We start from the raw sequence: 18978 nt of genomic DNA, 5'->3' as shown, positions 1-18978 counted from the left end.
AAGGTGGCGACGACGCCGTGGCCGCCGATCTCGGGCACGAAGGGAATGCCGAGCTCGGTGAGCTTCTCCTGCACGAAGGCAGAGGTTTGCTTCTCGTGGAGGCCCAGTTCCGGATGGGCATGCAGGTGACGGCGCCACGCGGTCAGTTTCTGGTGCAGGTCGGGGGGCAAGATGGGGGGACTTTCGCTGGGGAGGGCCGGCTTGCAGCCAGCATAGCCGAATATCGGGCCGCCACATCAAGCGCCAGCGAATGCCTTGTGTGCAGCAATGAGGTCGGTGATTGTTGGGGTTGACCAACAGCGCCGCATGCTCCTCTTCACCTCTCCCGCTTGCGGGAGAGGCCGGGAGAGGGCTCGATCGTCATTGGGGATCTCTCTGTGGAGACACCCTCTCCCCAACCCTCCCGCAAGCGGGACAGGGAGCGCACCTCCGCCCTATGGCGCCAGCTTCCCCAAGCCCTTCCAGTCGAAGCCGATGCCGTGGCCCGGGCGGTCCGGCGCCAGCGCCTTGCCGTCTTCCAGCACCAGCGGGTGCTCGATATACTTGTCCAGCCCGAAACCGTGGGCTTCCAGATACGACCGGTTCGGGCAGGCCGCGAGCAGATGCACGGTGATGTCGTGCGCGCCGTGGCTGGTGACGGGCAGGTTGAACGCCTCCGCCAGCCGCGCGATCTTCATGAAGGCAGTGACGCCGCCGCAATTGGTGACGTCGGGCTCGGGATAGGACACCGCGCCGGCGACGATGTAGTTCTTGAACTCCCACAGCGAGCGCAGGTTCTCGCCCGCCGCGATCGGCACGCCGCCGGCCTGCATGATGCGGGTGTGGCCGGCAATATCGTCGGGGATCACAGGCTCCTCAAGCCAGGTGAGGTCGTAGGGCACGAACGCACGTGCGGCGCGGATTGCTTCCTCCACCGTCCACTTCATGTTGGCATCCGCCATCAGCGGAAAGCCGTCGCCGAGATGTTTGCGCATCGCGGCCACCCGCGCGACGTCGGATTTGAGATCAGGCCGGCCGACCTTCATCTTGATGGCGCGAAAACCCTTGGCGAGATTGCCGTCGGTCTGCGCGAGCAGCGCCTCGACGGAGAGATCGAGGTCGATGCCGCCGGCATAGCACGGCACGTGCGCATCGAAGCCGCCGAGCAACTGGTACAGCGGCAGCCTGGCGCGCCGTGCCTTCAAATCCCACAGCGCGATGTCGAGCGCGGACAGCGCCAGCACCGCAGGTCCCCCGCGGCCGCCATAATGCAGGCCCCACCAGACGTGGTGCCACACCGCCTCGGTGTCGTCGGCCTCGCGCCCCTCGACCAGCGGCGGGATCTCGCGCTTGAGGATGTCGGCGACAGCGCCGCCATTGCGCCCGACCGTGTAGGTGTAGCCGACGCCTTCGGCGCCATCGGCATCGCGGATGCGGCAGGTGATCAGCTCGAACGCCGCGATCTCGCCATGCGTGGAGTCCGACAGCGTGACGGGGAGGGGGATCCGGTAGAGGGCGGACTCGATTGTCGCGATGCGTGGCATAAGGCCTCCCGATTTTTATTTTTTTGTAGGCTTTCGTAGCGTGGGTTAGCGTAGCGTAACCCACCTCTTCTGTCGCCGCGGCAAGTAAAGGGGTGGGTTACGCCGAGCAGATGCGCTTTGCGCATCTGCAGGGCTAACCCACCCTACTGGCTTATCTCACCGCATCGTCGCGAGCTGCACCGCCAGCGCACATGCCCGATCGTATTCGTCGAGATTGATCCATTCGTCGATCGTGTGCGCCTCGTTCTGGCCGGCCCCGAAGGTCACCGTGGGAATGCCGTGGCGGACCATCCAGTTGGCATCGAGACCGCCATTGGCGGTGCGGACGTTCGGGGTGCCGCCGACCGCCGACACGGCCTCGACCGCGCGCTTGATGACGGGCTGGCTGTCCTTCATGCGGAACGGAAAATAGTCGGTCTCGGCCTTGAACTTGACCTTGCCGGACTTGCCTTGCGCGTTGGTGACCTTCTTGGCCGCCTTCTCGAACGCGGCCTTGTAGGCCTTGGTGATCTCCTTGAAGAACTTTCCGTCATGGCTGCGGCTTTCGCCGCGCACATGGACGTAGTCGGTGACGACATTGGTGGCATCGCCCGCGGGACGGCCTTCGCCGCCGGTGACGGGGCCGACATTGCTGGTGCCCTGCCGCGCGCTTGCGCCCTTGCCCTTCACCACCTTGCCGAACCAGCCGCCGGCCTGCACGTCGGCAAGCGCCAGCGACATGATCATGGTCGAGGAGATGCCGCGCTCGGGCGCGACGCCGGCATGGGAGGCGCGGCCGAAGATCTCGACGGTCCAGCGGTCGGCACCGACCGCGCCGATCACGACGTTCGAGGCCGAGCCGCCGTCATAGTTGAACGCCATCACCGGCGAGCCGAGCTCGTCCAGCTTGACGTGGCGGGCGCCATAGAGCCCGCTCTCCTCGCGCACGCAGAACAGCAGCGTGATCGGCGGATGGTCGAGCTTCTGCTTTTCGAGCTCGGCGGCCAGCGTCACCAGCACGCCGCAGCCGCAGCGGTTGTCGCCGCCGAGCGCGGTCTTGGCTTCGTTGACGATCTTGCGGCCGGACTTCTTCGGCTTGGCGCCGGCGCAGAGCGGCACGGTGTCCATGTGGGTCATGAACATGATGCGCGGCTGGTTGTGCAGCGCGCCGCGGCCGGGCAGGTCGACGATGAGGTTGCCGGTCTCGGTCGGCACCGGAATGCGCGTGTTGGCGTCGTCGAGCCGGATCGCTTTGGCCGGCACGCCGACCTCCTTCAGTGCGGCGCTGAGCTCACGCCCGATCGCCGCCTCCTGTCCGGTGACGCCCTCGATGGCGAGGAAGCGCATGAGACGATCGGTGGCGGCTTTGGTGTCGACAGGCATGAGGTCTTTCCTTGGGATGCTGACCGCCTAGCATCCTTTGGAGCGGCCTGTTTCGCAAGCCGGCTCAACGCATGAACAAGGCCGGTGCGTTGCTGTCCGTGCATGGTGTCAGCACCGTCCTCGTTGCAACAAAGGCTGGCTGAAGCTCCCAAATATCGGGTGCGTAGAGCGAAGTACCCATCAGTTTGTTGGCGACATGATGGGTTTCGCGAACAGCTAAACCGGCCTGCGATGATACGGTCTTCATTTGAGCGGACCGCGTTTCAGTTGGCTAAGCTCATTCTGCACCGTGGCATAACACTCGCAAGCTATCGCCTTCAGCCTTGTGGCATCCGTGATCAGGATACGACCGCGGTTGAACCGTATCGTGCCTCTGTTCTGAAGTTCGGTGGCCACGTAAGAAACGGCGTTTCGTCTCACGCCAAGCATTTGTCCGAGAAACTCCTGGGTAAAATCCAGCTCGTCGATACCGCTGGTGTCTCTGGCGCGAAGCAGCCACCGCGCGAGCCGGGCCATGGCGGGATGGGACGCAATGCATCCGGCAGACTGTTGCGCCTGCACGAATATTGCCTGCTCATGTCTCATGAGGATCTCACGCAACGAGGTGCTTTGGTCCGCGGCCTCCTTCAACCGTCGTACCGGCAATGCGGAGCAGGCGCCGGGTAACTGTACGACGGCTGTGGTCAGCGCCCTTGGGCCGACAAGCGCGGCTGACGCCCCAAATACGCTATCCCTGCCGACCATCGCGACCTCGGTGGCCTCGCCCCCGGTCAGTCGAACGATCAGCGAAAGGATTCCGCCGTGGGGAAAATAGGCGTCGACCAGGTCGTCCCCGGCGGCCACAAGCTCTGCTGATTGAACGAGTTGGGTGGTTCTGAGATGGCCGCCGACCAGATCAAAATTCGCCTGGCTCAAACGGGCCAGCAATCGATTGGGCGAACGTTGCTGCGAATCCATCGCGACCTCCGGCCTTAAGGCGGGAGCGCAACTCGTCTCTCTGTTGTCGATGCCCTGTATTTTCGGTCAACAATACACACAACATGGGTACCGGTCCTCGCGGTCGCAAGCCCCGATGTTCGCAAGGCTTGCTTTCGATACAGCGTCCTATGCACCCTTACGTGCAGAGAGGCCATATTCCTGGCCCTGATCGGGACGGTTGGTTGTGCGGGCAGTTCCATGCACGGTCTAGTGCAGACGCAAAATTGCCTTTGTCTCAGTCTCGTCGAAGCGATTCGGTTGCAGAAGGCCTCAGTAATGCCCGCCGGACATTGAGGACAGGGAAATGTCGATGTCACGCATTCTCGTGGTGGACGACGACTGGCTGGTGTGTTCGGCGCTCAAGGCCGTGCTTGAAACAGCAGGCCATAAGGTCGTGATCGCCGATGGCGCCGCGGCGGGACTGAAGGCGCTCGAGGACGTCAGTTTCAGCCTGATGATTGTCGATATTTTCATGCCGCACATGCGCGGTCTTGAGTCCATAAGCCTGTTTCACAAGAGCGCCCCGCGCCTCCCGCTCGTCGCGATATCCGGCTATAAATTTGCCGAGCCGCGAACGCAGGCGCCGGATTTCCTGAATATGGCCCTCAAGCTCGGCGCATCTCACTGCCTGAAGAAGCCTTTTACCACCAGCGCGCTGCTGTACATTGTCGGCGAGTGCCTGAAGACGAACATCGTGCCTGAACTCTTGGCTCCGGCAATCTGAGATGCGCAAAGCCCGTCATGCGCGCCAGAACGGATATGTCGGGAGCATCATTGCTCTGATCGCCGGAGCCGGCTGTTGCCCCGCTCGCATCGTCAGGAACGAAAGGACTCAAATGCAGTCCGAAGGAATTCATGCGCATTCTCGTTATTGACGACGAGTTGGCTGTTCGTGCCACCATTTCGATGGCTCTGCGCTTCAAGGGATTTGAGGCGGTTGCAGTTGAAAGTCTGGCTGCGGGTCTTCGCGAACTTAACAGTTCGAACTTCGATCTGGCGATTGTCGACATGTTCTTTCATGGCGTCATGACCGGCATCACTGCAATACGCGCGTTGCGCGAATGCGCGCCGATCATTTCAATCATCGCGATATCGGGAGTGACGGCGCTGGAGTGCGACATGCATCCCGAACTGAACGATGTAAAATTTCTGGCGAAACCGTTCCGTCCGAACGAATTGACGCATGCGATTGATGAAGTTGTTCGCACCCGCCCGAGTTTTGCCTCGGAGCGTGGTCCATCGGAAGAAAGTCGCGATCAGCTTTTCGTCGCAGCGGTCGAGTCTTCAGATGATGCGATCATCACCAAGAGTCTTGATGGGATCATCACCGGATGGAATCATGCTGCACAGATCTTGTTCGGGTTTGCTCCGCTGGAAGCCATTGGCCAGAGCATCGACATCATCGTGCCGGAAGAGTTGCGCCCCGAAGTTCGAGCCATACTGGCAAAGATCAGGAACGGCGATAAAGTCAGTCATCACGATACGGTCCGGCTAACAAAGGACGGGCGACGGATCGGCGTCTCTCTCAGCGTTTCGGCCGTGAAATCCCGTTCAGGCGCCATCATCGGAGCCGCCAAGGTCGCCCGCGACAACACGGCGAAATTGCGCGAGCACAAGGCCCTGCTTGAGAGTGAGCAGTTGGCGCAAGCCATCATCGAATCATCACTCGATGCGTTCGTCCAGTTCGACCAGACCGGTACGATCCTGCGCTGGAGTCCGAACGCCGAGGCCATGTTGGGCTGGTCTCGGGACGAAGCGGTCGGTCGCACTCTGCGCGATCTGATCATCCCGGAGCAACGGCGAGCTGCGAGCCTGCAAGGATTGACGACGTTTCTTCAGGATTTCGAAAAGGGGCTGCCTGGCTGGCGCTACGAGGCTCAATCGTTGCGGCGTGACGGCACCGAAATCCTGACGGAGTTTTCGTTGACCGCGCTTCGTCGTGATCAGGACTACATCATCAATGGGTTCTTGAGAGATATCACCGAAAGCCGCGCCGCGCAGGCGCAACTCACACAGGCCCAGAAGATGGATTCGGTCGGCCAGTTGACCGGCGGTATCGCCCACGACTTCAACAATATGCTGACGATCATCACCGGGACCATCGAAATATTGGCCACGGGGGTCGCAGATCGTCCCGAGCTTGCGGGGATCGCGCAACTGATTAGCGATGCCGCGGACCGCGGGTCAGAGCTGACCTCGCGGCTGCTGGCTTTTTCCCGTCGGCAGCCCTTGCAACCGCGTGCGGTGGACGTCAACGAGCTGGTGGCGGAAGTTGCGAGGCTTTTGCACCCGACTTTGGGCGAGGATATCGACATCAGCGTGACATCGACGGTGGAGGCGTGCGCGGCGCTGGTCGATCCAAGCCAGCTCAGTGCAGCCATCGTGAATCTTGCCATCAATGGCCGCGATGCCATGCCGCAAGGGGGCAAGCTTGAGATCCAGACCAGCTGCATCGAATTTGACCCTGGCGACGTCAAATCGGACGACGACGTGCCGCCGGGCAGTTACGTGCTGATCGCCGTGAGCGACACGGGCAACGGTATTCCGGCGGCGCTCCTGAACAGGGTGTTCGAGCCGTTTTTCACGACGAAGGAAGCCGGAGCGGGAACGGGCTTGGGATTGAGCATGGTTTACGGCTTCGTGAAGCAATCCGGTGGTCAAATCCGGATCTATAGCGAAGAAGGCTCCGGCACTACATTCAAGATTTTTCTGCCGAAGGCAAACCGGGCGGCGGATCGAACGTCGGAGCGGATGCATGAGTCATTCGAGGGCGGCACCGAAACGATTCTCGTCGTGGAGGACAATGTCGCCGTCCGCACGTCGGTGATCTCCCAACTTCAACTGCTCGGTTACGACACCCTGGTCGCTGCCAATGCGGCGGAGGCCCTGGCGATCGTGGACGGGGGCGCGGCCTTCGAGCTCTTGTTCACGGACGTGATCATGCCCGGACCAATGAACGGAACCCAATTGGCTCTGGAGGTCGCCGGGCGCCGGCCGAAGGTCAAGGTGCTGTTCACATCGGGCTATCCGCAAAACGCGTTGAGCCATCAGGGCCGGATTGATCCGGGCGTGTTGCTGCTCTCCAAGCCCTATCGGCGGGCAGACCTGGCCCGAATGCTTCGTTTGGCGTTGGAGAGCAAAACCGGATTGGGCGCCGTTGGATGAATTGGTCGGATCGGTCTTGCTACCGTCCCTTCAATGCGGGGCTCCGTACGGACACCGGTGCCGTTCGGAGGCCACGATGATCGATCGGTGTGGGAAAGCGCAGTGGCCGTTCCTGATGGAGGGTTCAGTGGATGATTACGCTCACCAGGAAAACATTGCACTTTTCCGGAAGAAGCTTGCGGAGCCGCACAACGATCAGGAGCGGGGGGTAATTTTGAAACTGCTGGCGGAGGAGGCGAAATTGTTGCGATCGCGACCCAAGCGATGAACCGCCGGGGCGTCGAATTCACGCTCGTGCAGATCGAGCCGCGCGTTTGGCAATGGCGATTCCAGATCGGTGCGACGGTCTCGACCGGCAAAACTCAAACGAGTCTCATGGGCCTGGCTGCCCGCAGGGTTGAAGACCGGATTGATCGCGAGCTCAGAAAGCCCCACAACTCGACGCATTCATAGGCGGTGCCTGGCTGACGCGGTGTCATCGGCGGTACGGCTTGGTCGCAGGAACCCATCGTCGTCAGGGAGCGTTGTTCTGTCCTGATTCAGGCGCAACTGATGCGTTCAGTCCGCAGGCGTAGGATGGATTTCGCTTCGCTCTACCCATCCTGTGAACTCGGTGTCGTATAAGTCAAAAAGATCAATACGCCGACGGCGAGCGCCGCCGCCATGAACAGCAGCACCGCCGGCAGCCCCGCAAAAGCCGCCACCGCGCCCGTGACGGATTGCATCAGCGCGGTGCCGAGGAAGAACGCGAGGTTCACCGCCGCGAGCGCCTTGCCCGCGACCTGCGCGTCGACCAGCTGCCTGGACATGCCGAACAGCAGCGGCTGCGCCGAGGTTAAGAGCCCGATCAGCACGAACAATGCCAGATCATAGTTCGGCGGCATGATCGTCACGCCGAACAGCCATGCGACGGGCAGGTGCGGCGCGCCGAGCGCCATCAGCGTGATCAGCAGCGCCGCGAAGGCGTGCGTGCTCGCCACCAGCGCGCGGCGGCGGCCGAGCCTGCGATCGATCATGCCGACCAGCAGGGGACCTGCGATCATCGCCAGCGTGAACGCGCCGAGCTGGTTGCCGGCCTCGACCCGCGTCAGACCCTTGACCTGCATCAGCCACGGCCCGCCCCACAGGCCGCGCAGCACCAGCGAGCTTGCCAGCGACACCAGCGCCAGCGCGATGAGGCCGCGCAGGGGGCGCGACAGGCCGAGCCTGAGCACCTCGATCATCTGCGACACGGGAGAGGATTCGTCCTTGTGTTCGGCCGGCTGGCTCGGCACCAGCGCGAACACCGCGAGCGCCACCGCGATGCCGCCGAGCGCGGCGATCCAGAACCCGGCGCGCCAGCCGTAAGTGTCGACCACGAAGGCGAGCGGGCTCGACGACAGCAGCATGCCGATATTGCCGATCGAGAGGATCGCGCCCGACCACAGCCCGAAGCGCGCCGCCGACAATTGCTTGGCCGCCAGCGTCATCGGGCACATCAGCATGCCCGAGGTGGCGACGCCGAGCATGAACTGCCCGAACGCAAAACTCTCGGGTCCCGTCGCAAAGCCGGACGCCAGCGCGCCGACCACGGTTCCCACGAGCAGGCTCAGGGACACCGGCCGCACGCCAAACCGGTCCATCGCCGCGCCCACCGGAATCTGCGAGGCGGCAAAAGAGAAATGATAGACCGAGGTGAGGCTCGCCAGCGCCTGCGGCTCGATGCGGAAATCCGCCGCCATCAGGTCGAGGCTGATCGCCGGGATCGTGCGCAGCAAGGTCGAGAGCATGTGCCCGCAGGCCAATGCGACCAGCGCGAGGATCAGTGCGGGGGTGGCATCGCCCGCGTCGTCCGCGGCGGCAGTGGTCATCAGCGTTTCGTCCCGGCAAGGGTTTTGGCCGGGTTACACGATTGGGGGGAGGATGCCAATGGCGGGAGGGCGGATCCGGTGCGCGATGGCCGCGCTGTCAGGAGCTTCGTGCCGGCCCCGCATCGGTGTCGCCGCAATCGCGATGCGTCATCGCGACGCCGGTCGATAACGCGCGCTACCTAATTCCTGCACTCCGAATTTTGCAGGCACAGGTTCGATTGCTCGAGCTTGGAAAAGTCCTCGGTTGCGACGAAGACGAGCAGCCCGAGCAGAACCATCGCCGCGATGTTCGCGCGCATGCTGGCGCCGGTGCCGGCGACGCGGCGATGCTGTTCGAACTTCGAGAGGTCAAGCAGGCGCAGGATGTCGCCGGAGCGCACGTCGTCAACCGGATCTCTGTCGTCTCCTGATCGCGTTCGAAACGGTACGACGTTTCGCCGGGGGCTCGGTTGATCGGCCTTCATCTCGCGCCTCGTCCCATCAAGCAGCGCTGCTGAAGTCCGATGATAAGACCCGGCTCGTGATGAGCGTTCGTCAAATTCCTGATCGCCGGCGCAATTCGGCGTGATGCCGCGGTGATCCTTAACGCCTGTCCATGTCGTTTCTGTTCGCGTTGATCGCCTTCGATCTGTCTGCGCGATTGCGTTTCGCGGCGCGCGAACATGACGAATTGTACAGAAAGTTGCACGCAATCGTTATTTTGACGTCGCGAACCTGTCCGCGATACTTCAACTCCGACCGGTGCGGTGACATGCAAGCAGCAGAGTCACCTGACGGCAGGCGCAAGCAACCAGATGGCGATGGACATGACAAGGCGACCGAAGCTCAGCGTTGCGCTGTTTGGAATCCTCGCAACGGCCGCGATCGCCGGCGGCCTGTGGTATGAGTTCGTCGGCGGCCTCAAGCCGGTCGCCGCGGCCGCGCAAAGCGCTACCGGTCAGGTCGCGGCAAAAATTCCCGTCACCTCGTTCACCGTGAAGAAGACCGACTTTCCCGTGCACACCTACGGCCTCGGCGTCGTCTCGCCGTTCAAGACGGTCACGGTCAGGAGCCGTGTCGACGGTCAGATCACCAAGGTGTTCTTCAGGCAGGGGCAGATGGTGAAGGAGGGCGATCCGCTGCTGGAGATCGATCAACGCCCCTTTACCGCGGCTCTGGAGCAGGCGGTGGCGAAGAAGGCGCAGGACGAGGCCAGCCTGAAGAACGACCAGTTGAACCTGGAGCGGTTTCAGAAGCTTGCGAAACAGCAATTCGAGACCCAGCAGAATCTCGATACCCAGCAGGCGCTGGTCGATCAGATGACCGCGCAGGTGAAGGGCGACCAGGCCGCCATCGACAATGCGCAGACCAATCTCGGTTACACCTCGATCAAGGCGCCGATCAGCGGACGAACGGGTTTCCGGCTGGTCGACCCCGGCAACATCGTGCATGCCGCCGACACGACCGGGATCGTCACCATCGCCCAGCTGCAGCCGATCGCGGTGCAGTTCACCGAGCCCGAAGAGCAGTTGCAGGCCATCGACAGGGCCCATGATTCCGGCGAGGTGCCGGTGGAAGCACTGACCTCGGACGGAACGCGGACGCTGTCGCAAGGCAGGCTCGTGATCATCGACAATTCGGTGAACCAGGCCACCGGGACCATCAGCCTGAAAGCGCGGTTCGACAACAAGGACAACGCGCTGTGGCCGGGGCTTTCAGTCACCACGCGGATGCTGGTCGACACGCGCAGGGACGTCGTCGTCGTGCCGCAGGATGGCGTGCAGCACGGGCCGGCGGGTCTGTTCGCCTATGTGATCGGCGACAATGGCAAGGTCAGCGCCCGGCCGATCAAGGTCGGTCAGAGCGGCGACGCCAATGCCGTGGTCTCCGAAGGCCTGAACGTCGGCGACAGGATCGTGGTGGCCGGGCAGTCGCGCCTGTTCGATGGCGCACTGGTCGACGACAAGCCGCAGGGCACGCCGACGGCGGATGCGAGCGAAGGCGCTGCTCAAGGCAAAGCCGAACTCAAGACCGGATCGGCTGACTGACATGGCTGGCGGTATCTCGGCTCCCTTCATTCGCCTCCCCATCGCGACGTCGCTGCTGATGGTCGGCATCGTCTTCGTCGGGATCATCGCCTATCCGCAATTGCCGGTGGCGCCGCTGCCGGAGGTGGACTTCCCCACCATCCAGGTCTCCGCCAATCTGCCGGGTGCGGACCCTGAAACGATGGCGTCCTCGGTGGCGCAGCCGCTCGAATCGCAATTCGCGCTGATTCCCGGCGTCTCCGAGATGACGTCGCAGAGCCAGACCTCTTCGACCCAGATCGTTCTCCAGTTCGATCTGTCGCGCAACATCGACGGCGCCGGGTCCGACGTGCTCGCCGCCATCAACGCCGCGAGCGGGCAACTGCCCAAGAACATGCCGACCCCGCCGACCTACAGAAAGGTCAATCCGGCCGACTCGCCCATTCTCACGCTCGGCGCGACGTCGACCACGCTGCCGTTGACGCAGGTGTCCGACGAGACCTACACCAAGCTCGCGCAGGCGATCAGCCATATCAGCGGCGTCGGCCAGGTCAGCGTCGGCGGGCAGCAGGCGCCGTCGATCCGCGTCCAGATCGATCCCGCCAAGCTTGTCGCCAAGGGCCTGTCGCTGGAGGACGTGCGCACCCCGCTGTCGGTGATCACGGTCAACAATCCCAAAGGAACGCTCAACGGCGACACCCGCACCTACACGGTCTATGCCAACGACCAGTTCACCAGGGCCGAGGCCTGGAACGACATCGTCATCGCCTATCGCAACGGCAGTCCCGTCAAGGTCGGCGACATCGGCCATGCCGTCAGCGGGCCGCTGGACAATACCCAGTACGGCTGGGTCGACGGCAAGCCCGGCGTCTTCCTGGTCATCTTCAAGCAGCCCGGCGCCAACGTCATCGACACCGTCGACAGCGTCATGAAGCAGCTGCCGCATCTGCAGGCGGGCATCTCGCCCGCGATCAAGGTCTCGGTGCTGTCGGACCGCACGCAGACGATCCGCGCGGCGGTGAAGGACGTGCAGTTCACGCTTGCGCTGACGATCGGCCTCGTCGTGATGGTGATCTTCGTGTTCCTGCGCAGCGTCTGGGCCACCATCATCCCGTCGATCACGGTGCCGCTGGCCCTGCTGGGCGCCTGCGCGCTGATGTGGATGGCCGGCTACAGCCTGGACAATCTGTCGCTGATGGCCCTCACCATCGCTGTCGGCTTCGTGGTCGACGACGCCATCGTGATGCTGGAGAACATCACCCGCTATATCGAGGAGGGCGAGAGCCCGATGTCCGCCGCGATCAAGGGCGCCGGCGAGATCGGCTTCACGATCCTCTCGATCTCGGTTTCGCTGATCGCCGTGCTGATCCCGCTGCTGCTGATGGGCGGCATCATCGGCCGCCTGTTCCGCGAATTCTCGGTGACGCTGGCGATGACGATCGCCGTCTCCGCCTTCGTGTCGCTGACGCTGACGCCGATGATGGCCTCGCGCTTCCTCAAATCCCACGACGAAGAGCACCATGGCCGGCTCTATATGCTCAGCGAGCGGATGTTCCAGGGCCTCGTGGACGGCTACGCGCGCGGCCTCGACCTCGTGCTACGCTTCCGCTTCGCCACTTTGATGGTGTTCTTCGCGACCATCGCGCTGACGGTCTATCTGTTCGTGATCATCCCGAAAGGGTTCTTCCCGCAGCAGGACACCGGCCTGATCACCGGCATCGTCGAGACCTCGCAGGACGTGTCGATCGCCGACATGGCCAGGCACATGCAGGCGATCGGCGCCATCGTGCTGAAGGATCCGGCGATCGATCACATGGCGATGCGGATGGGCGGCAGCGGCAATACGCTCAACGACGGCACCATGTACATCACGCTCAAGCCGCGCGACGAGCGCACCGCCTCGGCCGACCAGGTGATCCGCCGCCTCCAGGTCCAGACGGCGAAGGTGCAGGGCGCGCGTCTCTACCTCCAGTCGGCGCAGGACGTGCGGGTGGGCGGCCGGGCGTCGCGGACGCAGTTTCAGTTCACCCTGCAGTCGACCGACATGGACCAGCTCAACACCTGGGCGCCAAAACTGCTCGCCAGGATGAAGGACATGCCCGAGCTGCGCGACGTCGCCTCCGACCAGCAGACGTCGGGCACCACGCTGACGCTGTCGATCGACCGCAATCAGGCCGCGCGCTTCGGGATCACCCCCGACGTGATCGACGCGACCTTGTATGACGCATTCGGGCAGCGCGAGATCGCGACCTATTTCACCCAATTGTCCACCTACTATGTCGTGCTCGAGGTGCTGCCTTCGCTCCAGAAAAATCCGTCCACGTTGGAGCAGATCTATCTGCATTCCCCGACGACCGGCGGCGAGGTGCCGCTCTCTGCGTTCACGAAGTGGACCACGGCCCCGGTTCGGCCGCTGGCCATCAATCACCAGGGCCAGTTCCCGGCGGTGACGATCTCCTTCAACCTCGCGCCCAACGTCGCGCTCGGACAGGCGACGCAGGCGATCGACGCGATGGAACGGCAGATGAACGTGCCGGCCGCCATCACCTCCACGTTCCAGGGAACGGCGAAAGCGTTCCAGGAGTCGCTCTCCTCCGTGCCCTTGCTGATCGTGGCGGCGCTGATCGTGGTCTATCTCATTCTCGGCGTGCTCTATGAGAGCTACATTCACCCGCTGACGATCCTGTCGACCCTGCCGTCGGCCGGCGTCGGCGCGCTGGCGACGCTTCTCCTGTTCCATTTCGACTTCAGCCTGATCGGGCTGATCGGCCTCGTCCTGCTGATCGGTATCGTCAAGAAAAACGGCATCATGCTGGTCGACTTCGCGATCGTGGCGGAGCGGGACCATGGCCTGTCGCCGGTCGAGGCTATCAGGCGGGCCTGCCTGCTGCGCTTCCGCCCGATCCTGATGACGACGATGGCAGCCGTGCTGGGCGGCGTGCCGCTGATGCTGGGCCACGGCACCGGCTCGGAGCTCCGTCAGCCGCTCGGCTACGCCATGGTCGGCGGCTTGCTGGTCAGTCAGGTCCTGACGCTGTTCACGACGCCCGTGGTGTATCTTTATCTCGATCGCGTCTCGCAATGGTTCAGTCCGACGCAACACGCAGGACAGGATCACCAGGACGACGACGTTGCCGGCGACGACGATCCGGGCGTGGTCGAGAAGATCGCCCCGAAGAAGTCCAGGGTTCTTGCAGCGCAGTGACTGATTGACGTCGGCGCTGGCGGCGCATCGCTCGCCGCGAACACAGGCCGTCTTTCGAAAAAGCATGGAAATGTGTTCCGGCGGCGCCGCTGCCCGCCGTGAACAGGCGCGAAAGCCGGCGGCGCATCCGTCGTCCAAAAATGTTTCCGATTGCATTTGCCGGCGCAAATTCTCAGACTATGGGTACGGAAAAGCCGCGGACGCGCCAGCGTCTGAAGACGGCTTCCGCTTCTGGGAGAAACACCATGCCGGCTATTTCATTCGCGTCGCGCCGCCTGCTGCTGGCCGGCGCTGTCTTCGGTGCGTTCACACTGTCTGCCGTGGCGCAGCAGCCGGCCAGTCCGCCGGCCGCACCCGCCGCCCAACCGCTTCCGCCGGGTTCCCCCATGATCGGGCGCCCGGACAACGAGGCCGCCGCAAAACTCGCACCCGTCGCGCCGCCGCCGATTCCGGCAGCCGCAGACAAGCTGCCGCTCGCCAAACTGAAGGTGCCCGCCGGCTTCAACATCGAGGTCTATGCCTCCGGCATGGCGAACGCGCGCTCGCTCGCGCAGAGCGACAAGGGCACCGTGTTCGTCGGCAGCCGGCTCGTCGACAAGGTCTATGCCATCGCCGACAAGGACGGCAAGAAGTCGGTCAAGGTGATCGCGTCCGGCCTTTATCGTCCGAACGGCGTCGCCTTCAAGGACGGCACGCTCTACATCGCCGAGCTGTCGAAGATCTCCAAGATCGAGAAGATCGACGACGTCCTCGACAACCCGCCGAAGCCGACGCTGATCTACGACAAGCTGCCCAAGGACGAGGCGCATGGCTGGAAGTTCATCGCCATCGGCCCCGACAACAAGCTTTATGTCCCGGTCGGCCAGCCCGGCAACAATGTGCTGCACGATGCCGATCACGGCCAGATCCGCCGCATCAATCTCGACGGCTCCGGCGCCGAGGTCTACGCGGTCGGCGTGCGCAACACGGTCGGCTTCGACTGGAATCCGGAGACCAAGCAGCTCTATTTCACCGACAACGGCCGCGACTGGCTGTCGGAAACGGTGCCGGAAGACGAGCTCAACCGCGTCACCAAGGCGGGCGAGGATTTCGGCGCGCCGTTCTGCTACCAGGGCAACATCATCGACCAGGAGCTCGGCTGGGGCAAGGACTGCAAGAACTACACCGCCCCGGTCGGCCTGATGGGCCCGCACACCGCCGCGCTCGGCATGCGCTTCTACACCGGCAGCATGTTCCCGAAGCCATACAAGAACGCGATCTTCGTCGCGCGCCACGGCTCCTGGAACAAGTCGCAGAAACAGGGCGGCGACGTCGTCCTCGTCAAGCTGAACAAGGACGGCACCGTGAAGTCGATGGAGCCGTTCCTCACCGGCTTCCTCGAGGACAACAAATATGTCGGCCGCCCCGTCGACGTGATGCAGCTGAAGGACGGCTCGCTGCTGGTCTCCGACGACTGGAACGGCGCGGTCTACCGCATCACCTACGGCAAGCAGAAGGTCGCGGCGAAGTAAGCTGGTAACCACGATCGTCATTGCGAGGAGCGAAGCGACGAAGCAATCCAGACTGCCTCCGCGGATGCATTTCTGGATTGCTTCGCTTCGCTCGCAATGACGGAGTATGCGGGAAGCGGTAATGAACAAAACACTCATCGCCGCTCTGGCGTTCGTCTCACTTGTCTTCCCCGCATCCGCTGAATCCATCTCGGACCGCGTCGCTCCGTGCCTGGCCTGCCACGGCGAGCGCGGCACCTCCGCGACCGAGAACACGCCCTCGCTCGGCGGCCAGCAGGCGCCCTACGCGCTGATCCAGCTCTTCATGTTCCGCGAGAAGCTGCGCGTGTTCGAGCCGATGAACGAGATGGCGAAATCGCTGACAGACGACGATCTGCGCACCTTCTCCGACTTCATCGCCGCGCTGCCGAAGCCGGCACCGCCCGCCGACGCCGCAGACAGCGCACGCATGGCCCGCGGCGAAACACTGGCAAAGCAGAACCGCTGCAACACCTGCCACAACACCGACTACTCCGGAAAGGAGAACGTCCCGCGCATCGCCAACCAGCGCGAGGACTATCTCGCCAAGACGCTCGCCGAATACAAGGACAACAGTCGCCACGGCTATGATGCCACCATGGCGGACGTCATGCAGACCGTCGGCAAGGATCAGATCGGGGAGCTTGCGTACTACCTCGCGCACTATCGCTGAGAGATATCGCCGCAAAGCGTGCCCTCATCCTGAGGGCCCGCCGCAGGCGGGCGTCTCGAAGGATGAACCGCGGGCTCCGTCACGTCCTTGGCTACCGCGCCGCCTCCGCAAGGAGCATCGACGGGTAAACCGGCTTGGTGAAGAACTTCGCGCCTGCGGGCAGAGGCCGCGGAAGAGGGTTGCCTGAGATCACGATGATCCGGACATCGGAATCATGCTGCTGCGCATAATGAGCGAGATCAACACCGTCCATCTTCCCGACCAGGTTGATGTCGGTGATGATCAGGGACGGGTGTTTCATTTTCAGCGCCAGGGTCGCGGTCTCCGCGTCCTCGCATTGCAGCACGTCGAAATTTCGTTGTTCGAGCAGCAGCGCGAGCATTTCGCGCTGGATGTCGTCGTCCTCGACGACGATCGCCGTCGGGCGGAGGGGCTTCGACTGGCCCATGGGGCACCTCGCTGTTGCTGTCATTTGTCAAGCGCGAGGGGTTGAATCCGTTCCCGGCATGGAGCGATGGGTTCCGCTCACATGAATGTGCGCTGGTGCCGAGAGGTCACCGCTGTTGCGGCAGATCGAGCTCGTTCTCCGGCGCATGTCGAAACAGCGCAGAGAGAGCGACGATCGCAGCCGCGAAGCCCGCAGCCGCGCCGATGCCGAGTGCCCACCGTGGGCCGTAATGATCGGCAACCCATCCGACGATCGGGGCGCCGATGGGCGTGCCGCCCAGCGCGACGCCGAGCCGAAGCGCCATCACCCGCCCGCGCATCGCCGGCTCGGTCGACAACTGCATCAATGCGTTCGACGTATTCGTGACAGTCAGCGCCGCGACGCCGATGACGACCAGCGCGGCGGCGAACAGCCAGTAGCCCGGCGCCAGGGCAGCGAGCGTGCAGCCGAGGCCGAAGATCGCGGCACCGGGCAGCAGCGCGTTGAAGCGCGGCCGCTCGCGGCTCGCGGCCAATAGCGCGCCCGACATCGTTCCGATTGCCATCATCGAGGACAACAGGCCGAAGCCGCGTGCATCGGTGTGGAAGACACCGACGGCCATCGTCGAGATGAAGATCGGAAAGTTGAGCCCGAACGTGCCGATCAGGAACAGCATGATCAGGGTCGTCCGGAGGTCGGGGCGGGACCAGACATAGTGAAATCCCTGCAGGACACTGCCCTTGGCGGGGTGAGCGCGGGCATTGGGCCGAAGCTCCGATGTCCGCAGCAGCGACAGCGAGGCCAGCACGGCCATGAACGAGGCGCCGTTGCAGAGGAAGGCCCAGCCGGTGCCGACGGACGCGATGACGAGGCCAGCGACCGCGGGCCCGATCATGCGCGCAGCGTTGAACGTGGTTGAGTTCAGCGCGATCGCGTTCGACAGATCGGCATCGCCCACCAGTTCGGCCACGAAGGTCTGCCGCACCGGCGCATCGAGCGCCGCGCTGCAGCCGAACAGGAAGGCGAACAGATAGACGTGCCAGAGCTGCACGAGGCCGGTGACGGTGAGAAGTCCGAGGATCAGCGCCAGCGCGCCCATCGCGGCCTGGGTTGCCATCAGCAGCCGACGCTGGTTCAAATGGTCGGCGGCAAATCCGGACCAGGGCATCAGCAGCAGCTGCGGTCCGAACTGCAGCGCCATCACGATGCCGACGGCGGAGGCGCTGTGATCGGTCAGCTCTGTGAGGACGAGCCAGTCCTGCGCGGCCCGCTGCATCCAGGTTCCGACATTGGACACCAGCGCGCCCGCGGCCCAGACCCGGTAGTTGAAGTTGCGCAACGATCGAAATGTACGCCTCATGATCGCGGCGGTTCATTCCCGCCGTGGAAGCGTCCGAAATGCCGCGCCAGAAACAGGCCGATCAGAAGCCCTCCGAGACCGGCTGCAGCGACATCGCCGGTGTTCCTGAGGCCGAAATCTCCGACGCGGCCGATCAGGAGATATCCAATGAGGAGATTGACGAAGCCCCAGAGGATATTGACGGTCGACGTCGACAGGCCCTCGCCCCTCGGCTTCGCGAAGGGGGACTGGAATGGCTCTCCCATCGCGCCGGCGACGACATGGGGGATGGCATTGGTGAGAAAAGCGCCGCCGAAAAAGTAGGCGGCAAGGTCAAGCCAGTTCATGGGCGTGGGTCCTTTCGAGCAGATCGATGATGGCGTGCGCCGATCCGGTTTCGCCGAGCCGCGGGAACACGTTGGCGATGCTGTAGTCATGCGCGTCTGGTCGCGCGTCCGTCATGGCGTCGATGGCGAGCGTGACGTGGAAGCCCGCCTCATAGGCCTGCCGCGCGGTCGACTCGACCCCGGTGCCGGTCGCAACGCCGGCGATGACGACCTGCGTGACGCCGCGGCTCCTGAGCTGGTGTTCGAGATCGGTGCTCGCGAACGCGCCCCATGTCCGCTTCGTCACCACGATGTCACCGGGCTGCCGGCCGAGCTCCGGAAGAAAACTGGTCCAGCCGTCAGGAAGCGGCCCGGTGTGGCGTGGCCGCTCGGTTCGCCCCGGTGCGACGCCGTCGACATTGACCAGCACGACCGGAAGTCCGTGTCGCCGAAACGCGGCGATGAGGCCGCAGGCGTGCGTCACGACATCATCGATCGGATGGATGAAGCTTGAGCCGACGAGCCCGCTTTGCAGATCGACGATGATGAGGGCCGTGACCGGATCGAGCATCGTAAGGGCCATGATCGTCCTTTC

At 63.6% G+C, this 18978-nt stretch carries 16 protein-coding genes and 1 pseudogene; 6 read left to right on the top strand and 11 right to left on the bottom strand.

Annotated features, from left to right (window positions below; genetic code table 11):
* The 4 genes and pseudogenes from PMI42_RS40445 to PMI42_RS13355 form a co-directional block, all read right to left on the bottom strand.
* Positions 1–170 (bottom strand): annotated as a pseudogene (locus PMI42_RS40445) (amidohydrolase); the annotation flags it as partial.
* 264 nt (positions 171–434) lie between these two features.
* Positions 435–1523 carry a mandelate racemase/muconate lactonizing enzyme family protein gene (locus PMI42_RS13365; protein WP_008134862.1) on the bottom strand — a complete coding sequence of 363 codons (1089 nt, stop codon included), beginning with the start codon at positions 1521–1523 and terminating at the stop codon, positions 435–437.
* Between the two features lie 156 nt (positions 1524–1679).
* Positions 1680–2885, bottom strand: a complete 1206-nt coding sequence (locus PMI42_RS13360; RefSeq protein WP_008134860.1) for a M20/M25/M40 family metallo-hydrolase — start codon at positions 2883–2885, stop codon at positions 1680–1682.
* A gap of 243 nt (positions 2886–3128) precedes the next feature.
* Complete coding sequence (locus PMI42_RS13355) at positions 3129–3842, bottom strand: Crp/Fnr family transcriptional regulator (protein ID WP_008134857.1); 714 nt, start codon at positions 3840–3842, stop codon at positions 3129–3131.
* Between the two features lie 331 nt (positions 3843–4173).
* On the opposite strand from PMI42_RS13355, the gene PMI42_RS13350 reads away from it, so the two are divergent.
* Both PMI42_RS13350 and PMI42_RS13345 read left to right on the top strand, forming a co-directional pair.
* The gene (locus tag PMI42_RS13350) at positions 4174–4587 is read left to right on the top strand and encodes a response regulator (protein WP_035965559.1); all 414 of its coding nucleotides are present in this window, start codon (positions 4174–4176) and stop codon (positions 4585–4587) included.
* A 131-nt stretch (positions 4588–4718) separates the two neighbouring features.
* A complete protein-coding gene (locus tag PMI42_RS13345) occupies positions 4719–7028 on the top strand; it encodes a hybrid sensor histidine kinase/response regulator (protein WP_008134852.1) in 2310 nt (769 codons plus the stop codon).
* 195 nt (positions 7029–7223) lie between these two features.
* Here the strand turns inward: PMI42_RS13345 and PMI42_RS40700 are convergent, their stop codons facing one another.
* The 3 genes from PMI42_RS40700 to PMI42_RS13325 form a co-directional block, all read right to left on the bottom strand.
* Positions 7224–7475 (bottom strand): hypothetical protein, encoded by a 252-nt coding sequence (locus tag PMI42_RS40700; protein ID WP_157195743.1) that lies wholly within the window; start codon positions 7473–7475, stop codon positions 7224–7226.
* 146 nt (positions 7476–7621) lie between these two features.
* Positions 7622–8878, bottom strand: a complete 1257-nt coding sequence (locus PMI42_RS13330) for an MFS transporter (protein WP_008134847.1) — start codon at positions 8876–8878, stop codon at positions 7622–7624.
* Between the two features lie 179 nt (positions 8879–9057).
* A complete protein-coding gene (locus PMI42_RS13325; protein WP_035965544.1) occupies positions 9058–9258 on the bottom strand; it encodes a hypothetical protein in 201 nt (66 codons plus the stop codon).
* Between the two features lie 426 nt (positions 9259–9684).
* On the opposite strand from PMI42_RS13325, the gene PMI42_RS13320 reads away from it, so the two are divergent.
* The 4 genes from PMI42_RS13320 to PMI42_RS13305 all read left to right on the top strand — a co-directional run bounded on the left by PMI42_RS13320 (position 9685) and on the right by PMI42_RS13305 (position 16291).
* A complete protein-coding gene (locus tag PMI42_RS13320) occupies positions 9685–10905 on the top strand; it encodes an efflux RND transporter periplasmic adaptor subunit (protein ID WP_081502909.1) in 1221 nt (406 codons plus the stop codon).
* 1 nt (position 10906) lies between these two features.
* Positions 10907–14089 (top strand): efflux RND transporter permease subunit, encoded by a 3183-nt coding sequence (locus PMI42_RS13315; protein WP_008134842.1) that lies wholly within the window; start codon positions 10907–10909, stop codon positions 14087–14089.
* A gap of 245 nt (positions 14090–14334) precedes the next feature.
* Positions 14335–15600 carry a PQQ-dependent sugar dehydrogenase gene (locus PMI42_RS13310; protein ID WP_008134841.1) on the top strand — a complete coding sequence of 422 codons (1266 nt, stop codon included), beginning with the start codon at positions 14335–14337 and terminating at the stop codon, positions 15598–15600.
* A gap of 121 nt (positions 15601–15721) precedes the next feature.
* Positions 15722–16291 carry a c-type cytochrome gene (locus PMI42_RS13305; protein WP_008134840.1) on the top strand — a complete coding sequence of 190 codons (570 nt, stop codon included), beginning with the start codon at positions 15722–15724 and terminating at the stop codon, positions 16289–16291.
* Between the two features lie 91 nt (positions 16292–16382).
* On the opposite strand, the gene PMI42_RS13300 is transcribed toward PMI42_RS13305, so the two are convergent.
* From PMI42_RS13300 to PMI42_RS13285, 4 genes are all read right to left on the bottom strand, one after another.
* On the bottom strand, positions 16383–16739 hold the full coding sequence (locus PMI42_RS13300; RefSeq protein WP_008134838.1) for a response regulator: 357 nt from the start codon (positions 16737–16739) through the stop codon (positions 16383–16385).
* A 106-nt stretch (positions 16740–16845) separates the two neighbouring features.
* Positions 16846–18078, bottom strand: a complete 1233-nt coding sequence (locus tag PMI42_RS13295; protein ID WP_008134835.1) for an MFS transporter — start codon at positions 18076–18078, stop codon at positions 16846–16848.
* Positions 18075–18404, bottom strand: a complete 330-nt coding sequence (locus PMI42_RS13290) for a hypothetical protein (RefSeq protein WP_008134834.1) — start codon at positions 18402–18404, stop codon at positions 18075–18077. The genes PMI42_RS13295 and PMI42_RS13290 overlap by 4 nt, the downstream gene beginning before the upstream one ends.
* Entirely contained in the window at positions 18391–18966 is a 576-nt protein-coding gene (locus tag PMI42_RS13285) for an isochorismatase family protein (protein ID WP_008134832.1), read from the bottom strand. The genes PMI42_RS13290 and PMI42_RS13285 overlap by 14 nt, the downstream gene beginning before the upstream one ends.
* Positions 18967–18978 lie beyond the last annotated feature (12 nt).

The organism is Bradyrhizobium sp. YR681 (assembly GCF_000282615.1).
In the GTDB taxonomy this organism is placed as follows: domain Bacteria; phylum Pseudomonadota; class Alphaproteobacteria; order Rhizobiales; family Xanthobacteraceae; genus Bradyrhizobium.
Note: the sequence above shows the minus strand (reverse complement) of the source record. Positions and strands in the feature narration are given on the sequence as shown.

Bases quoted from the DNA above. Each gene is read 5' to 3' on its own strand.
- PMI42_RS13365 (WP_008134862.1), bottom strand. From the start codon at position 1,523: ATGCCACGCATCGCGACAATCGAGTCCGCCCTCTACCGGATCCCCCTC.
- PMI42_RS13285 (WP_008134832.1), bottom strand. From the start codon at position 18,966: ATGGCCCTTACGATGCTCGATCCGGTCACGGCCCTCATCATCGTCGAT.
- PMI42_RS13315 (WP_008134842.1), top strand. From the start codon at position 10,907: ATGGCTGGCGGTATCTCGGCTCCCTTCATTCGCCTCCCCATCGCGACG.
- PMI42_RS13320 (WP_081502909.1), top strand. From the start codon at position 9,685: ATGACAAGGCGACCGAAGCTCAGCGTTGCGCTGTTTGGAATCCTCGCA.
- PMI42_RS13290 (WP_008134834.1), bottom strand. From the start codon at position 18,404: ATGAACTGGCTTGACCTTGCCGCCTACTTTTTCGGCGGCGCTTTTCTC.
- PMI42_RS13300 (WP_008134838.1), bottom strand. From the start codon at position 16,739: ATGGGCCAGTCGAAGCCCCTCCGCCCGACGGCGATCGTCGTCGAGGAC.
- PMI42_RS13350 (WP_035965559.1), top strand. From the start codon at position 4,174: ATGTCACGCATTCTCGTGGTGGACGACGACTGGCTGGTGTGTTCGGCG.
- PMI42_RS13345 (WP_008134852.1), top strand. From the start codon at position 4,719: ATGCGCATTCTCGTTATTGACGACGAGTTGGCTGTTCGTGCCACCATT.
- PMI42_RS40700 (WP_157195743.1), bottom strand. From the start codon at position 7,475: ATGCGTCGAGTTGTGGGGCTTTCTGAGCTCGCGATCAATCCGGTCTTC.
- PMI42_RS13295 (WP_008134835.1), bottom strand. From the start codon at position 18,078: ATGAGGCGTACATTTCGATCGTTGCGCAACTTCAACTACCGGGTCTGG.
- PMI42_RS13330 (WP_008134847.1), bottom strand. From the start codon at position 8,878: ATGACCACTGCCGCCGCGGACGACGCGGGCGATGCCACCCCCGCACTG.
- PMI42_RS13305 (WP_008134840.1), top strand. From the start codon at position 15,722: ATGAACAAAACACTCATCGCCGCTCTGGCGTTCGTCTCACTTGTCTTC.
- PMI42_RS13310 (WP_008134841.1), top strand. From the start codon at position 14,335: ATGCCGGCTATTTCATTCGCGTCGCGCCGCCTGCTGCTGGCCGGCGCT.
- PMI42_RS13355 (WP_008134857.1), bottom strand. From the start codon at position 3,842: ATGGATTCGCAGCAACGTTCGCCCAATCGATTGCTGGCCCGTTTGAGC.
- PMI42_RS13360 (WP_008134860.1), bottom strand. From the start codon at position 2,885: ATGCCTGTCGACACCAAAGCCGCCACCGATCGTCTCATGCGCTTCCTC.